Below are 17,422 nucleotides of genomic sequence, written 5' to 3'. Positions count from 1 at the left end.
TTCTCCTCTAAAAAATAGTGTAACAAATTTTTGACAGTGTGTTACGCTTATCAACCGGTAAAAACCTTAACATATCCTTAAATTTTCCCAAAACAAAAAAGAACGGGAACAAGTCCCGCTCTACAATAGCTTTTCACCCATTAACGAACCAATTAACGCAACAGCAGCTTCTGCTGTTTTGTTTTTCTCATCTAAAACCGGATTTACTTCAACAAATTCAGCAGACGTTAAAATACCCGCCTCCTCTAAAAGCTCCATTGCAAGATGACTCTCCCGGTAACTAATGCCGCCTGCTACCGGAGTGCCTACACCAGGGCATTCCGCTGGGTCTAGCCCGTCTAAATCAAGCGAGAGATGGACACCATCTGTTCTTTCCTTTAGATAAGCAATAGCTTCCTCCATCACCCTTGTCATCCCTAAACGATCAATTTCATGCATCGTATAGACTTTAATGCCTTTCTCTCGAATCAATGCCCGCTCTCCTTCATCTAAGGATCGAGCACCAATTATAACGACATTTTGAGGTTTCAATTTAGGCGAATAACCGCCAATGTTTGTTAAATCAGCATGCCCAAAACCAAGACTGACAGCAAGCGGCATGCCATGAATATTTCCAGAAGGAGAGGTTTCCTCCGTATTCAAATCCCCGTGTGCATCATACCAAATGACTCCTAAGTTTTCATAATGCTTGGCTACCCCAGCAAGTGTGCCAATCGCAATGCTGTGATCACCACCTAAAATGAGCGGAAACGAACCTGATTGCACAATACTGTCAACCTTCTCAGCAAGCAGCTGATTCGCCCCAGCATTCTCGGTCAAATTTTTTAGCTTTTCACTTGTATATAAACCTTTCTCATCATCTCTTTGTTCAACTGGAATATCTCCTAGATCCTCCACATCAAATGAGAGCGTTTCCAATTTTTCTTTTACGCCTGCACAACGAATCGCACTCGGCCCCATATCGACGCCCCTTCTCGTTTGCCCCAAGTCCATCGGAACTCCAACAATCGTGACCTTCTTTTGCTCTCCCATATGTACATCCCCTTTCCGTTCATGCTTATATTTTACTTTCTTGATGCCTTCTGACTCAACTCGACAACATTTTGAATAGTTATACAGTCCCTCCGCCAACATAAAAAAAGACACCTTTTTGAAAAAGGTGTCTTAACTGGGCTAGCTGGATTCGAACCAACGCATGACGGAGTCAAAGTCCGTTGCCTTACCGCTTGGCTATAGCCCAAAATGGTGGAGGGGGACGGATTCGAACCGCCGAACCCGGAGGGAGCGGATTTACAGTCCGCCGCGTTTAGCCACTTCGCTACCCCTCCACATATGGAATTGATAAAGATAAAACAGTGCCGGCAAGAGGACTTGAACCCCCAACCTACTGATTACAAGTCAGTTGCTCTACCAGTTGAGCTACACCGGCATATGGTGGAGGATGACGGGCTCGAACCGCCGACCCTCTGCTTGTAAGGCAGATGCTCTCCCAGCTGAGCTAATCCTCCACATCATGGTGACCCGTACGGGATTCGAACCCGTGTTACCGCCGTGAAAGGGCGGTGTCTTAACCGCTTGACCAACGGGCCAGTTTGTCAAGTTTGTTGTTTCCGTGAAGCTGACAAAAGTTATTATATACAGGTTGTCCCCCTTTTGTAAAGGGGATTTTTATTTTTTTTATTTTCTAACTATTTGCTCCCTATTTATTCAACATTTCTACTGAAATATAATTTCAATATTAAAATATAATATTGAAATTTCGTACCATACTCAATATACTGAAAATGAAGAAATAAGGAGGTATGTCACATGCAGCCATCTCAACTGCGTTCTTTGACAACAGAATCAAGAAACCCCAACACAATGGGAATTTCTCAAGCAGATCCGCTTGAAATACTCCAGATGATTAATGAAGAAGATATGAAGGTCGCTCAAGCAGTCAACCTTGTACTTCCCCATGTCAAAACAGCAAGTGACTTTGCCTATGAATCCATCTCAAATGGAGGCAGACTCGTTTATTTAGGCGCCGGAACAAGCGGCAGAATTGGCGTAATGGATGCTGTCGAATGTCCCCCAACCTATAGCGTCTCACCTGATGTCATTGTAGGCATCATGGCAGGCGGAGACTCAGCTTTTTCTCAAGCTGCCGAAGATGTGGAAGATAGTGAAGAAGCCGGCAAACAGGATTTAGTACACATCCACCTGACATCAAAAGATACAGTCGTCGGAATTGCCGCAAGCGGCAGGACACCTTATATCATCGGCGCTTTAAACTATGCAAAGTCAATTGGAGCTAAAACAGTAGCACTCAGCTGCAATAAACAAGCAGAAATTAGCGAGCTTGCAGATTGCGCCATTGAGGTCATTGTAGGACCAGAAGCCATCACTGGGTCAACAAGAATGAAAGCAGCATCCGCTCATAAAATGATTTTAAATATGCTTTCCACCTCAGTCATGGTCAGACAAGGCAAAGTATATGAAAACCTGATGGTTGATGTAAAAGTCAGCAATCATAAATTAAAAGAACGCGCCATCACCATCATTCAACATGTGACAAATGCTTCCTACGAACAAGCCGTAATGACTCTCGAAGCAGCAGACTTAGAAGTCAAAACTGCCATCGTCATGCTCCAAACAAACACAGACAAGAAAACAGCCAAAGATTTACTGAGCAAAACGAATGGCCACATCGACAAAGCGATCTCACGTTATCAATCCTAAAGGAGGCAGAGCTCATGTCAGCAGGTGGACTTACCCTACTACACACAATCAAATCAAAGCTCCCCCAATCTGAAAAAATCATTGCAGACTATATCCTTGCCCATCCTGACAAAGTCATTAAAAGTACAGTACACGAAATCAGTCAGGCAGCCGGCGCAAGCAGCTCTGCAGTCATCCGACTTTGTAAATCTCTCGGGCTGGATGGCTATCAAGATTTAAAAATGCGGATCGCTGGAGACTTGATGCATGACGATAAACAAGGCTACAGAGATATCGAACAAGATGAACCGCTTCAATCCATTATTCAAAAAACAGCAGGAAACTCGATTCAATCGATTAAGGACACCGCTTCTATTTTAAATGCAGATGCTTTAGAAAAGGCTGTTCAATTACTGCTGAATGCAAACCAAATTCATTTTATCGGTGTTGGTGCATCTGGTATCGTCGCAGCTGATGCCCAGCAGAAATTTCTCAGAATTAACTATGCAGCGACAGCCTTCACTGACATGCACATTGCATCTACGGTCATCGCAAATGCGGGAGAGAATGACATTGTGTTTGGTATCTCCTTTTCAGGAGAAACGTTAGACATCATTCAAGCCCTTCAGCTCGCAAAAGACAACCAAGTGAAAACCATTGCTTTAACACATCCAAGTCATACAAGTGTTTCTGCTTTATGTGATGTTCACCTATCGACGTCCGGTTCCAATGAAGCACCTTTTCGCAGTGCTGCCACTTCCTCTAGAATGGCACAGCTCTACTTAATTGATGTCTTGTTCCTCAGTTTAGCTTCGCGTCAATATGAAGAGACAGCCCAATATATTGACAAAACAAGGCATGCCATCCGCTCCATGAAACGAAAAACAAAGGGGGATTCAACATGAGTCATCAAAAGAAATATCAGCAGTTGGCGAAAGACATTTTTTCACTCTGTGGTGGTTCTGAAAATATCTCTTCCCATACACATTGTATGACACGTCTTCGAATTACACCGATCGATAATGAAAAAGTTCACATCACAGCAATCAAAGAACTCGATGGCGTCATTGGCGTCGTCGAAGCAGAAACGCTTCAAATCATTTTAGGTACCGGCGTTGTCAACCAAGTATCAAGTGCGTTTGAACAGCTGCTAAATGCATCTGGCTCTTATGATTTAAACAACGAAGCACAAAAAAACAAGCAAGCCATTTCACAAAAAAACCGCACACCGTTCAAGCTGTTCTTACGGCGGATTGCCAGCATTTTCATTCCAATCATTCCGGCACTTGTTGCTTCAGGGCTTATTACTGGGATTACAAAAGCGATCGTGCAAGCAGGCTGGCTTGACGAAAAATCTCAAGCCGCAGTTATTTTAACAGTTATAGGTTCTGGCCTTTTCGCCTACCTAGGGATATTAGTCGGAACAAACGCCGCAAAGGAATTTGGAGGCTCTCCTGCATTAGGCGCATTAGCTGGTATTCTCATTATTAACCCAGCCTCCGCAGACATTATGTTATTTGGCACAAATATTCTACCAGGCAGAGGCGGACTCATCGGTGTTCTTCTAGCCGCCATCTTTATGGCACTTGTGGAAACCCGAATTAGACGCTTCGTCCCGCAATCTCTTGATATCATCGTCACACCTACCATCACACTACTCATTACAGGCATTTTTACGTATGTTGCCTTCATGCCAGTCGGCGGATTTATATCTGATGCCATCACCTCAGGACTGACTTACTTATTAAATATGGGCGGAATCTTCGCAGGATTTGTTCTTGGTGCGACCTTCCTTCCACTTGTTGTAACAGGACTTCATCAAGGGCTGACACCGATTCATATGGAACTCATCAATTCAATTGGAGATGACCCGCTTCTGCCAATTCTCGCTATGGGCGGTGCAGGACAGGTAGGCGCTGCATTCGCCATTTATATGAAAACAAAAAAGAAAAAGCTCAAAAGAGCCATTGCTGGCGGGCTTCCTTCAGGGATGCTAGGCATTGGTGAACCACTCATTTTTGGTGTCACACTCCCGCTAGGACGACCATTTCTCACCGCTTGTCTTGGTGCAGGAATCGGCGGCGCATTTCAAGCCTACTTCCAAATCGCGACAAAAGCCATCGGTGTATCCGGTCTTCCATTAACCTTTATTGTTCACACACATCAAATGCTTCTTTACTTAATTGGACTATTTATCGCATATGTTGCTGGATTTTTCTTCACATACTTATTTGGGTTTCATGATGATATGGCTGTTGAATTCGAGGATCACAATCAATAAGGAGGTCTAGACCTTGAAGAAATGTTTTCTTTTGATCACATGTCTGCTCATGCTCCTTGGGTTACCAGTACAAACATTTGCAACTAGCTCCCATCCTGTATCGTCTTTGTCTAAAACAGCACCTGAAGAATATCCCGTCTTAAAAAAAGCAAAACGACCGGAACAAGTAGGTTTTTCTTCCAGGCAGCTGAGGAAGGTTGATCAAATGATTCAAAATGACATCAAAGCAGGATTTCCAGGAGCCGCTCTCATCATTATCAAGGACGGAAAGATCGTCCATCAAAAAGCCTATGGCTACCGGCAAAAATACGATGGCACAACAGAGCTCAAATCATATAAAAAGATGAAAAAGGATACACTATTCGATTTGGCATCCAATACAAAAATGTATGCGACCAACTATGCCCTGCAAAAACTTGTCTACGAGAAAAAACTTGATGTCAACGAAAAAATACAGACCATCCTTCCAGATTTTCAGGATGAACCTGATGCAAAGGTAACCGGTAAAGACCAGCTCCGGGTAAAGGACCTTCTCACCCATTCTGCAGGTCTCCCTTCCAGTGTCTTATTTTATAGCAAAGAATCAGCTGGCTCTTTTTATTCTCAAGATAGAAAAACAACGATGAAATGGCTGCCAAAAGTACCGCTGCAATACAAGCCAGGTACCCAGCACATTTATAGTGATATTGATTACATGCTGCTAGGTATGATCATCGAGAAGAAAACAGGCATGCCTCTTGATCAATATGTCGAGTCAACCATTTATCGGCCGTTAGGTCTCAAACACACAATGTTCAATCCGCTGCAAAAAGGGTTCAAGCCGAAGCATTTTGCAGCAACAGAACGTTTAGGCAATTCACGAGACGGTGTAATCGATTTTGAAAACATCCGACGGTACACCCTGCTAGGTGAAGTACACGACGAGAAAGCATATTACTCAATGGCAGGTATCTCCGGCCACGCTGGACTTTTCTCGAATACCTCAGATATGGCCGTGCTGCTTCAGCTGATGCTTAACAAAGGTGGCTATGGAAAAACAACCATCTTTGATCAAGCTTCTATCGATCTCTTTACAGCCTCTTCTGATACAAATCCAACCTACGGGCTAGGCTGGCGAAAAAACGGTCATACTGACATGGAATGGATGTTTGGAAAATATGCAAGTAACGAAGCCTATGGACATACTGGCTGGACCGGCACAATGACGTTGATTGATCCTAAACACAATTTAGGTGTCGTCTTGCTGACGAATAAGAAACATTCACCCGTTGTTTCACCAGAAACCAATCCTAATCAATTTGAAGGTGACCTGTTCCCAACTGGTACTTATGGAAGCATCATGACCGCAATCTACGAATCTTTTAAGTAAAAGGAGGAATTCGATGTTGAAAGCTCTCTTTCCCGCTGCACTAGTTTTAGCCCTGCTAACCTCTTCCATTCCAACGGAAAAGGTTAGCTCTGCCTCTCTGCCAACCGCTAAACAAATGGTTCAAGACATGTCACTGGATGAAAAGATAGGTCAAATGCTCATGCCGGACTTTCGCAATTGGCAAACAAAAGATGAATCCGCACCTACAGGCTTCACAAAGATGAATAACGAAGTATCTCACCTTGTAGAAAAATATCATCTAGGTGGTGTCATCTTATTTGCGGAGAATGTCGTTGATACGGAACAAACCGTGAAACTCACCCACGAATTTCAAAAAGCATCACCAAACATTCCTTTACTCATTTCTATTGATCAAGAAGGCGGAATCGTCACAAGGTTACAAAAGGGAACACATTTCCCAGGAAATATGTCGATTGGTGCCTCTAGAAGCAAAAAAAATGCATATGACACAGGAAAAATCATCGGAAAAGAATTAAACGCCTTGGGGATTAATACAAACTTCTCTCCTGTGCTTGATGTGAATAACAACCCAAACAACCCCGTCATTGGTGTCCGTTCCTTTAGCTCTGATCCTGCTCTTGTCTCTAGACTTGGCCTTCAAACCATGAAAGGACTTCAAAAGGAAAAGACCATTTCCACACTAAAACATTTCCCGGGACATGGTGATACAGCGGTCGACAGTCACTATGGCTTGCCGCTCGTAGAGCATGACCTAGATCGTTTAAAAAAGGTTGAGCTGTATCCGTTCCAACAAGCGATCAATGCTGGTGCAGATATGGTCATGACCGCTCATGTGCAATTTCCTGCCATTGATGACACAACGTATCGAAGCAAGAAAGATGGCGAGGACATCATGGTTCCAGCAACCTTATCAAAAAAAGTCATCACACACTTATTAAAAGAAGAGATGGGCTTTCAAGGTGTTGTTGTGACAGACGCCCTAAACATGAAAGCGATTGCAGATAATTTTGGACAGGAAGAAGCCATAGTGATGGCCATTAAAGCAGGCGTCGACATCGCTCTCATGCCAGCACCAGTTACCTCATTAAAAACAGAGAAAAACCTGGAGAATGTATTTAATGCGGTCAAACAAGCGATTTTAAAGAAAGAAATTCCGATGTCGCAGATTAACGAATCCGTCGAAAAAATTCTTCAATTGAAAATCAAACGCGGCATTATTTCCTCCAAAAAACCAATCAGTCTTGAGAAAAAAATCAAAAAAGCCACTCAAGTCGTCGGGAAAAAATCGCACCGTCAAGCAGAACAAAAAATGGCACGTGAAGGAATCACCCTGCTTAAAAACAACAAAAAGACCTTACCTTTCAAGCCTAAAAAGAATGACAAAATCGTGGTCATGGCACCTTACGAAGATCAGACAAAAGCAATGTCTGTCACAGTCGAATCTCTCATAAAACAAAAAAAGATCAAGCCTGTACGCATCCAGTCATATGCTTTTGCGGATAAAACGTTCACCAAAGACTCTGCCAAACTAATTCAAGAAGCTGACTATGTCATCACTGGCTCTTACGTTGTCCAAAATGACCCAGCTGTAAATGATGGCGTAATTGATGACAATGTCCAGGACCCAAAAAAATGGGCAACTGCCTTCCCTCGTGCTGTCATGAAAGAAGCAGGAGCACAAAATAAAAAAATGGTCATCATGAGTCTTAGAAACCCTTATGATGCGGCAAATTTTGAAGAAGCTGATGCCTTACTAGCTGTGTACGGTTTTAAAGGCTACTCAAACGGACAATTCAATCAGCCAAATATTCCCGCTGGACTAGAAGTGATATTTGGAGCTGCATCACCTAAAGGGAAACTGCCAGTTGATATCCCATCTGTCACTCATCCAAATCAAACCCTTTACCCATTCGGCTATGGACTCAATTTGAAAGGGAAACAGATCAAATAGGAGGGATTCTCTTGAAGAAAACAGCAAGTTTCATACTCGCAAGCATTCTCATGATGAGTACATTGACCGCCGCCTCTCCCGCAGATCAAGAACGAACAGACACAAAAGGAAAAAAAGCAGCAGTCAAAACAGGGATCGAAACACTACTCTCAAGCAATCTTTCATGGCTAAAAGGGAAAAGGGTCGGTCTCATTACCAACCCGACTGGCATTGATGCAAATATGAAAAGCAGTGTCGACCTCCTATTTGAACATCCAGATATCAAGCTCACTGCTTTATATGGGCCTGAACACGGCGTGCGCGGCGATGCACAAGCAGGAGAAGGCGTCGAATCCTATACCGATGAAAAAACAGGTCTTCCTGTTTACTCTCTTTATGGCAAAACAAGAAAACCAACTCCTGAAATGCTAAAAAATGTAGATGTCCTGCTGTTTGATATTCAAGACGTTGGTACTCGTTATTACACCTATATTTATACAATGGCCTATGCGATGGAAGCCGCTAAAGAAAACAACATTCCCTTTGTTGTCCTAGACCGCCCAAATCCCATTGGCGGACTAAAAGTAGAAGGACCTGTTTTAGAGCCTGAACACGCCTCATTTGTAGGGCTCTATCCAATCCCGCTAAGACATGGAATGACTACTGGTGAGCTTGCAAAACTGTTTAACAAAGAGTTTCATATCAATGCTGATGTAACAGTCATCAAAATGAAAAATTGGAAACGGTCCATGACATTTGATGACACGAAGCTGCCGTTCGTCCTTCCTTCCCCTAACATGCCAACAGTGGATAGTACCTTTGTATATCCTGCCACAGGATTAATTGAAGGCACAAATGTCTCTGAAGGCAGAGGAACGACAAAACCATTCGAGCTCATTGGTGCACCATATATCAATAGCAGCGAGCTGGCAGATCATTTAAATCAGCTAAAACTAAAAGGCGTTCAATTTAGACCTGTGTCATTCACCCCCACATTTTCTAAACATGCCGGTACACTATCTCACGGTGTGCAGTTATACGTCACAGACCGCTCATCCTTCGAAGCGGTGAAAACGGGGTTATCCATCATCACAGCAATACATGATTTATATCCTAACGACTTTCAGTTCCTTCAAACAGGCAGTTTTGACAAACTCATCGGGAATGGCTGGATGAAAGAAGAAATCAAAAAAGGAACTTCCGTCAAACACATCATGAAACGTTATCATCATGACCTCAAAACATTCGAAAAGAAGCGAAAAAAATATCTCATCTATTAAATCACCAAAAAACCTCCATCTATCAAAGGATGGAGGTTTTTTTCATGAGAAAGACTTGGTCACAGCAGGTGCTTTCAGCTCAAAACGATTGAGTAAGAAGCCAAATAAGGCAGCAAGCACTTGCTGAAACAGCATGCCAATCACCACAGGAACAGCGACAGCAGGCGGGAAAAAGCTAATGGCAAGCACAGCCCCCGCACTAATGTTTCTCATACCGCCCGTATACACGATGGCCACAATCTCTTCTTGAGTACATTTCATCGCCTTCCCAATCAACCATGCAAACGCATATCCGCTCATCGCAATGAGAAACACCGTTGCTGCTTTGCTAAAAAATGCGGCATCCAGTTCACGTAAGTAAGGCGCAACAACAGAACTGTTAATCGACACCACTACAAACAAGCCTATTTTTGAAAAAGGTGACAGTGTCTGACTGATCTTTTTCGTCACATCAGGCTTTGCATAGTGACGAACAAGCATACCTAAAATAGATGGAAGCACCACCATCCCAAACAGCCCTTTCATGATCGCCACCATGTCCATATGAACTTGTGTACCGGCCAAAAGTGACAAACTGGCTGGCACAATTAATGGCGAAAGCATTGTATCAATTAAAATAATGGATAACGTTAATCCAACATTCCCTTTATACATTGCCGCCCATATTAAACTAGAGACTCCTGTGGGAATCACCATTGCAAGTGTCAAACCAGTGATCGTCATGGCATCTCCCGCAAATATGAGATGTCCCGCTGACCAAGCATAAAGAGGCATCAACACATGCAAAATCATAAACGATAAAATCAAAGGCAATGGGTGCATCACCGTATGCTTTAAAGCCGAAAAAGTAGAAGACAAACTCCCTGCAAAGGTCATCACAGCAAATACCCATGGCACTAAAAACGTATAATCCTTTAAGTAAGCCGCCAATAAAACACCGAGTAACACACTAAAAGGTGTAATGAGCGGCATCATCCGGCCGAGCACTTGATTCAAACGCAAAAGCATGCCGGCCACCTCCATCCTTCACTTTCTTACCTTTTCTATTGTAACAGACAGAAAGGCCTTTTTAAGAACCATTCACTTGTTTCACAAGCTTTTGACTTGATGTATCCATTCCAACTACGTCCACCTGGACGCCATTTGCTTGATACCTTTCCTTTATACGTTCTATCGCTGCTACGCCTGATTCATCCCATATACGTGCTTCAGACAAATCAATTACAACAGATTGGATTTCTTTCCCCTGATGGAAAGCTTGGATCAAGTCAGTGACAGAAGCAAAGAAAATTTGCCCTTTAACTCGATATACCCAAGTACCTGCCTGGCTTTCTTTAGACGTAATATGGAGCTTCGATATCTTTGCGACAAAGAATATCGCACTAAGCAGTACACCTGCAAAAACACCTTTTGATAAATCATGAGTCAACACCACCGTCATGACCGTGACAACCATCACAATAGAATCTGTTTTCGGATTCTTTTTTAGCTGCTGAAAGGAACTCCAATCAAATGTGCCAATGGAAACCATGAACATCACAGCCACTAGAGCAGCCATCGGAATTTGAACCACGACATCACCTAGTACAAAAATCAACACCATTAAAAAAGCACCCGCTACAAAGGTAGAAAGCCGGCCTCGTCCTCCTGCCTTCGTATTAATCACAGATTGGCCAATCATCGCACAGCCAGCCATACCACCAAAGAATCCCGCAACCACATTGGCAATCCCTTGACCTCTCGCTTCCTTGTTCTTATTACTAGACGTCTCTGTCATATCATCGACAATCTGTGCGGTTAAAAGAGACTCAAGTAAACCAACCATCGCAAGTGCTAAAGAATAAGGAAAAATGATAGCAAGTGTTTCCCAGTTAAACGGAACTTGAGGTATCAGAAAAACAGGCAAAGAACTAGGAAGCTCTCCCATATCTCCAACGGTTCTAACATCAATATGTCCAAATACAGCAATTATCGTCATTACAATAATGGCTATGAGTGGGGAAGGTATCACCTTTATCACCATAGGCAATAAATAAATGATCAGCAAGGCACCACCTGTCATCATATACATGGCCATTGATTCCCCAACGAAATGTGGAAGCTGAGCCATGAGAATCATAATAGCCAACGCATTGACAAAACCAACCATGACGGACCTCGGAATAAATTTCAGCAAACGAGACACTCGGCACAATCCAAACACAATTTGAATCAAACCCGTCAAAATCGTAGCTGCAAACAAATATTGCAACCCATAATCAGCGACCAAGTTAACCATGACGAGAGCCATAGCCCCTGTTGCAGCCGAAATCATGCCTGGGCGTCCACCAACAAACGAAATCACAATCGCGATACAAAATGATGCATACAAGCCGACCTTCGGATCAACGCCCGCAATAATCGAAAACGCAATTGCCTCAGGAATTAAAGCCAGTGCGACTAATATACCCGCAAGCACGTCCTGACGTACATGTCCAAACCATTCTTGCTTTACAAATAAATCTTTCAAACCATCTACTCCTTTTTATATACATACCGTACATGGAAAAAGAAGATCAACTATACCTGGAGATAAAGAAAGGGAAAACAAACGATACTTCACTTTCGGGGGAAAAGAGGAACGTACAGAGTCTTTTGATATAGAGGATATCACTTTAGTAAGAATAAAAGAAAGAGAATGAAGAATCAAGAACAAAAAGAAGGAAAAAGCGATGCAACAATACTGTGCAAGCCGTTTTATTCGCTTTCCTAATGTCATCAGTCTACTGATCATTGAGCAATTCAGTATATATGTAAACAAACAAAAAAAGCCTTCTCATCATCGAGAAACCTTGTCATATCAACATATAGAGGAAAGCTTCCAAGCGGGCTCGAACCGCTGACCTCTTCCTTACCATGGAAGTGCTCTACCTACTGAGCTATGGAAGCATGGCTCCGCAGGTAGGACTCGAACCTACGACCGATCGGTTAACAGCCGATAGCTCTACCACTGAGCTACTGCGGAATGATAAAGTAACTTCTTCCATTGGAAGGATATAAACAAAAAGCTTGGCGGCGTCCTACTCTCACAGGGGGAAACCCCCAACTACCATCGGCGCTGAAGAGCTTAACTTCCGTGTTCGGTATGGGAACGGGTGTGACCTCTTCGCTATCGCCACCAAACCTGATGGAGAGAATGTTCTCTCAAAACTAGATAACAATGTTCATGCTTCACAAATGAATATAGGTTAAGTCCTCGATCTATTAGTATCTGTCAGCTCCACGTGTCACCACGCTTCCACCTCAGACCTATCAACCTGATCATCTTTCAGGGATCTTACTTCCTTGCGGAATGGGAAATCTCATCTTGAGGGGGGCTTCATGCTAGATGCTTTCAGCACTTATCCCGTCCGCACATAGCTACCCAGCGATGCCCTTGGCAGAACAACTGGTACACCAGCGGTGCGTCCATCCCGGTCCTCTCGTACTAAGGACAGCTCCTCTCAAATTTCCTGCGCCCGCGACGGATAGGGACCGAACTGTCTCACGACGTTCTGAACCCAGCTCGCGTACCGCTTTAATGGGCGAACAGCCCAACCCTTGGGACCGACTACAGCCCCAGGATGCGATGAGCCGACATCGAGGTGCCAAACCTCCCCGTCGATGTGGACTCTTGGGGGAGATAAGCCTGTTATCCCCGGGGTAGCTTTTATCCGTTGAGCGATGGCCCTTCCATGCGGAACCACCGGATCACTAAGCCCGACTTTCGTCCCTGCTCGACTTGTAGGTCTCGCAGTCAAGCTCCCTTGTGCCTTTACACTCTGCGAATGATTTCCAACCATTCTGAGGGAACCTTTGGGCGCCTCCGTTACATTTTAGGAGGCGACCGCCCCAGTCAAACTGCCCACCTGACACTGTCTCCCTGCCCGATAAGGGCAGCGGGTTAGAAGGTCAATACAGCCAGGGTAGTATCCCACCGATGCCTCCACCGAAGCTAGCGCTCCGGTTTCCAAGGCTCCTACCTATCCTGTACAAGCTGTACCAACATTCAATATCAGGCTGCAGTAAAGCTCCACGGGGTCTTTCCGTCCTGTCGCGGGTAACCTGCATCTTCACAGGTACTATAATTTCACCGAGTCTCTCGTTGAGACAGTGCCCAGATCGTTGCGCCTTTCGTGCGGGTCGGAACTTACCCGACAAGGAATTTCGCTACCTTAGGACCGTTATAGTTACGGCCGCCGTTTACTGGGGCTTCAATTCGCACCTTCGCTTACGCTAAGCGCTCCTCTTAACCTTCCAGCACCGGGCAGGCGTCAGCCCTATACTTCGCCTTACGGCTTCGCAGAGACCTGTGTTTTTGCTAAACAGTCGCCTGGGCCTATTCACTGCGGCTTCTCGGGGCTTTAACACCCTAAGAAGCACCCCTTCTCCCGAAGTTACGGGGTCATTTTGCCGAGTTCCTTAACGAGAGTTCTCTCGATCACCTTAGGATTCTCTCCTCGCCTACCTGTGTCGGTTTGCGGTACGGGCACCTCTCACCTCGCTAGAGGCTTTTCTTGGCAGTGTGGAATCAGGAACTTCGCTACTAAATTTCGCTCGCCATCACAGCTCAGCCTTTACGGGAAACGGATTTGCCTATTTCCCAGCCTAACTGCTTGGACGCGGATATCCAATACCGCGCTTACCCTATCCTCCTGCGTCCCCCCATTGCTCAAATGGTGAGGAGGTGGTACAGGAATATCAACCTGTTGTCCATCGCCTACGCCTTTCGGCCTCGGCTTAGGTCCCGACTAACCCTGAGCGGACGAGCCTTCCTCAGGAAACCTTAGGCATTCGGTGGACGGGATTCTCACCCGTCTTTCGCTACTCATACCGGCATTCTCACTTCTAAGCGCTCCACCAGTCCTTCCGGTCTGGCTTCACAGCCCTTAGAACGCTCTCCTACCACTGTTCGTAAGAACAGTCCGCAGCTTCGGTGATACGTTTAGCCCCGGTACATTTTCGGCGCAGAGTCACTCGACCAGTGAGCTATTACGCACTCTTTAAATGGTGGCTGCTTCTAAGCCAACATCCTGGTTGTCTAAGCAACTCCACATCCTTTTCCACTTAACGTATACTTTGGGACCTTAGCTGGCGGTCTGGGCTGTTTCCCTTTCGACTACGGATCTTATCACTCGCAGTCTGACTCCCAAGGATAAGTCATCGGCATTCGGAGTTTGACTGAATTCGGTAACCCGGTAGGGGCCCCTAGTCCAATCAGTGCTCTACCTCCGAGACTCTTACCTTGAGGCTAGCCCTAAAGCTATTTCGGAGAGAACCAGCTATCTCCAGGTTCGATTGGCATTTCACCCCTACCCACACCTCATCCCCGCACTTTTCAACGTGCGTGGGTTCGGGCCTCCATTCAGTGTTACCTGAACTTCACCCTGGACATGGGTAGATCACCTGGTTTCGGGTCTACGACCACGTACTCATGCGCCCTATTCAGACTCGCTTTCGCTGCGGCTCCGCATCTTCTGCTTAACCTTGCACGGGATCGTAACTCGCCGGTTCATTCTACAAAAGGCACGCCATCACCGTTAACGGGCTCTGACTACTTGTAGGCACACGGTTTCAGGATCTATTTCACTCCCCTTCCGGGGTGCTTTTCACCTTTCCCTCACGGTACTGGTTCACTATCGGTCACTAGGGAGTATTTAGCCTTGGGAGATGGTCCTCCCGGATTCCGACGGAATTTCACGTGTTCCGCCGTACTCAGGATCCACTCTGGAGAGAACAACATTTCAGTTACAGGGCTGTTACCTTCTTTGGCGGGCCTTTCCAGACCTCTTCGCTTATATCGTTCCTTTGTAACTCCGTATAGAGTGTCCTACAACCCCAAGAGGCAAGCCTCTTGGTTTGGGCTGTTCCCGTTTCGCTCGCCGCTACTCAGGGAATCGCATTTGCTTTCTCTTCCTCCGGGTACTTAGATGTTTCAGTTCCCCGGGTATGCCTTCTCATACTCTATGTATTCAAGTATGGATACTACTCCATTACGAGCAGTGGGTTTCCCCATTCGGAAATCTCCGGATCAAAGCTTGCTTACAGCTCCCCGAAGCATATCGGTGTTCGTCCCGTCCTTCATCGGCTCCTAGTGCCAAGGCATCCACCGTGCGCCCTTTCTAACTTAACCATTTCTTACTTTAGAAAGAATCACTATGTGTGATGAACTTTGCATTGCATTCAATGTGAATGTATTACTTATTGTTATCTAGTTTTCAAAGAACAATCCTGTCTCGCTAGAGACATGTTTTGAAGGAATGATCCTTCAAAACTAAACAAGACGAAAACGCACGCTGCTCCATATATCCTTAGAAAGGAGGTGATCCAGCCGCACCTTCCGATACGGCTACCTTGTTACGACTTCACCCCAATCATCTGCCCCACCTTCGGCGGCTGGCTCCATAAAGGTTACCTCACCGACTTCGGGTGTTGCAAACTCTCGTGGTGTGACGGGCGGTGTGTACAAGGCCCGGGAACGTATTCACCGCGGCATGCTGATCCGCGATTACTAGCGATTCCAGCTTCACGCAGTCGAGTTGCAGACTGCGATCCGAACTGAGAACAGATTTATGGGATTGGCTAAACCTTGCGGTCTTGCAGCCCTTTGTTCTGTCCATTGTAGCACGTGTGTAGCCCAGGTCATAAGGGGCATGATGATTTGACGTCATCCCCACCTTCCTCCGGTTTGTCACCGGCAGTCACCTTAGAGTGCCCAACTAAATGCTGGCAACTAAGATCAAGGGTTGCGCTCGTTGCGGGACTTAACCCAACATCTCACGACACGAGCTGACGACAACCATGCACCACCTGTCACTCTGTCCCCGAAGGGAAAGCCCTATCTCTAGGGTTGTCAGAGGATGTCAAGACCTGGTAAGGTTCTTCGCGTTGCTTCGAATTAAACCACATGCTCCACCGCTTGTGCGGGCCCCCGTCAATTCCTTTGAGTTTCAGTCTTGCGACCGTACTCCCCAGGCGGAGTGCTTAATGCGTTAGCTGCAGCACTAAGGGGCGGAAACCCCCTAACACTTAGCACTCATCGTTTACGGCGTGGACTACCAGGGTATCTAATCCTGTTCGCTCCCCACGCTTTCGCTCCTCAGCGTCAGTTACAGACCAGAGAGTCGCCTTCGCCACTGGTGTTCCTCCACATCTCTACGCATTTCACCGCTACACGTGGAATTCCACTCTCCTCTTCTGCACTCAAGTTTCCCAGTTTCCAATGACCCTCCCCGGTTGAGCCGGGGGCTTTCACATCAGACTTAAGAAACCGCCTGCGAGCCCTTTACGCCCAATAATTCCGGACAACGCTTGCCACCTACGTATTACCGCGGCTGCTGGCACGTAGTTAGCCGTGGCTTTCTGGTTAGGTACCGTCAAGGTGCGAGCAGTTACTCTCGCACTTGTTCTTCCCTAACAACAGAGCTTTACGATCCGAAAACCTTCATCACTCACGCGGCGTTGCTCCGTCAGACTTTCGTCCATTGCGGAAGATTCCCTACTGCTGCCTCCCGTAGGAGTCTGGGCCGTGTCTCAGTCCCAGTGTGGCCGATCACCCTCTCAGGTCGGCTACGCATCGTCGCCTTGGTGAGCCATTACCCCACCAACTAGCTAATGCGCCGCGGGTCCATCTGTAAGTGACAGCCGAAACCGTCTTTCATCCTTGAACCATGCGGTTCAAGGAACTATCCGGTATTAGCTCCGGTTTCCCGGAGTTATCCCAGTCTTACAGGCAGGTTACCCACGTGTTACTCACCCGTCCGCCGCTAACATCCGGGAGCAAGCTCCCTTCTGTCCGCTCGACTTGCATGTATTAGGCACGCCGCCAGCGTTCGTCCTGAGCCAGGATCAAACTCTCCGAA

General features: G+C 45.8%; 9 protein-coding genes, 7 tRNA genes and 3 rRNA genes. 6 read left to right on the top strand and 13 right to left on the bottom strand.

Annotated elements, in window-relative coordinates:
• Positions 1-120: 120 nt before the first annotated feature.
• The 6 genes from rocF to AOQ70_RS00635 all read right to left on the bottom strand — a co-directional run bounded on the left by rocF (position 121) and on the right by AOQ70_RS00635 (position 1,589).
• Positions 121-1,032: an arginase gene (rocF, locus tag AOQ70_RS00660; protein ID WP_059374512.1), complete on the bottom strand. Its 912-nt coding sequence runs from the start codon at positions 1,030-1,032 to the stop codon at positions 121-123.
• Between the two features lie 136 nt (positions 1,033-1,168).
• Positions 1,169-1,240, bottom strand: a tRNA-Gln gene (locus AOQ70_RS00655).
• 3 nt (positions 1,241-1,243) lie between these two features.
• Positions 1,244-1,328: transfer RNA gene (locus AOQ70_RS00650), tRNA-Tyr, on the bottom strand.
• Between the two features lie 28 nt (positions 1,329-1,356).
• Positions 1,357-1,429 (bottom strand) — tRNA-Thr (locus AOQ70_RS00645).
• Between the two features lie 3 nt (positions 1,430-1,432).
• Positions 1,433-1,508, bottom strand: a tRNA-Val gene (locus tag AOQ70_RS00640).
• 6 nt (positions 1,509-1,514) lie between these two features.
• A tRNA-Glu gene (locus AOQ70_RS00635) sits at positions 1,515-1,589 on the bottom strand.
• Positions 1,590-1,809: 220 nt separating this feature from the next.
• Between AOQ70_RS00635 and murQ the strand changes: the two genes are divergently transcribed.
• Genes murQ through AOQ70_RS00605 form a run of 6 tightly spaced genes read left to right on the top strand, consistent with a single transcriptional unit; the run spans position 1,810 to position 9,542 of the window.
• Positions 1,810-2,721: an N-acetylmuramic acid 6-phosphate etherase gene (murQ, locus tag AOQ70_RS00630; protein WP_059374468.1), complete on the top strand. Its 912-nt coding sequence runs from the start codon at positions 1,810-1,812 to the stop codon at positions 2,719-2,721.
• Between the two features lie 14 nt (positions 2,722-2,735).
• Positions 2,736-3,605 (top strand): MurR/RpiR family transcriptional regulator, encoded by an 870-nt coding sequence (locus tag AOQ70_RS00625; protein WP_059374466.1) that lies wholly within the window; start codon positions 2,736-2,738, stop codon positions 3,603-3,605.
• A complete protein-coding gene (locus AOQ70_RS00620; protein WP_059374464.1) occupies positions 3,602-4,981 on the top strand; it encodes a PTS transporter subunit EIIC in 1,380 nt (459 codons plus the stop codon). The genes AOQ70_RS00625 and AOQ70_RS00620 overlap by 4 nt, the downstream gene beginning before the upstream one ends.
• Positions 4,982-4,994: 13 nt before the next feature.
• Positions 4,995-6,350 (top strand): penicillin binding protein PBP4B, encoded by a 1,356-nt coding sequence (gene pbp4b / locus AOQ70_RS00615; protein ID WP_059374462.1) that lies wholly within the window; start codon positions 4,995-4,997, stop codon positions 6,348-6,350.
• A gap of 13 nt (positions 6,351-6,363) precedes the next feature.
• Entirely contained in the window at positions 6,364-8,283 is a 1,920-nt protein-coding gene (locus AOQ70_RS00610) for a glycoside hydrolase family 3 protein (protein ID WP_059374461.1), read from the top strand.
• A gap of 50 nt (positions 8,284-8,333) precedes the next feature.
• Complete coding sequence (locus AOQ70_RS00605; protein ID WP_371412175.1) at positions 8,334-9,542, top strand: exo-beta-N-acetylmuramidase NamZ family protein; 1,209 nt, start codon at positions 8,334-8,336, stop codon at positions 9,540-9,542.
• Between the two features lie 42 nt (positions 9,543-9,584).
• On the opposite strand, the gene AOQ70_RS00600 is transcribed toward AOQ70_RS00605, so the two are convergent.
• From AOQ70_RS00600 to AOQ70_RS00570, 7 genes are all read right to left on the bottom strand, one after another.
• Positions 9,585-10,550 (bottom strand): bile acid:sodium symporter family protein, encoded by a 966-nt coding sequence (locus AOQ70_RS00600; protein ID WP_059374457.1) that lies wholly within the window; start codon positions 10,548-10,550, stop codon positions 9,585-9,587.
• 61 nt (positions 10,551-10,611) lie between these two features.
• Positions 10,612-12,051 carry a SulP family inorganic anion transporter gene (locus tag AOQ70_RS00595; RefSeq protein WP_059374454.1) on the bottom strand — a complete coding sequence of 480 codons (1,440 nt, stop codon included), beginning with the start codon at positions 12,049-12,051 and terminating at the stop codon, positions 10,612-10,614.
• A 346-nt stretch (positions 12,052-12,397) separates the two neighbouring features.
• Positions 12,398-12,470, bottom strand: a tRNA-Thr gene (locus AOQ70_RS00590).
• 1 nt (position 12,471) lies between these two features.
• A tRNA-Asn gene (locus AOQ70_RS00585) sits at positions 12,472-12,546 on the bottom strand.
• 42 nt (positions 12,547-12,588) lie between these two features.
• Positions 12,589-12,704: ribosomal RNA gene (gene rrf / locus AOQ70_RS00580) — 5S ribosomal RNA — on the bottom strand.
• A 61-nt stretch (positions 12,705-12,765) separates the two neighbouring features.
• Positions 12,766-15,693, bottom strand: a 23S ribosomal RNA gene (locus tag AOQ70_RS00575).
• Between the two features lie 182 nt (positions 15,694-15,875).
• Positions 15,876-17,422 (bottom strand): 16S ribosomal RNA (locus AOQ70_RS00570).
• Together the 16S, 23S and 5S rRNA genes with 2 tRNA genes alongside form the textbook arrangement of a ribosomal RNA operon.

The sequence above is a fragment of the Bacillus sp. AM 13(2015) genome, from assembly GCF_001518755.1.
GTDB classification, from domain to species: Bacteria; Bacillota; Bacilli; order Bacillales; family Bacillaceae; genus Bacillus; species Bacillus safensis.
This window is presented reverse-complemented; position numbering and strand designations above follow the sequence as displayed.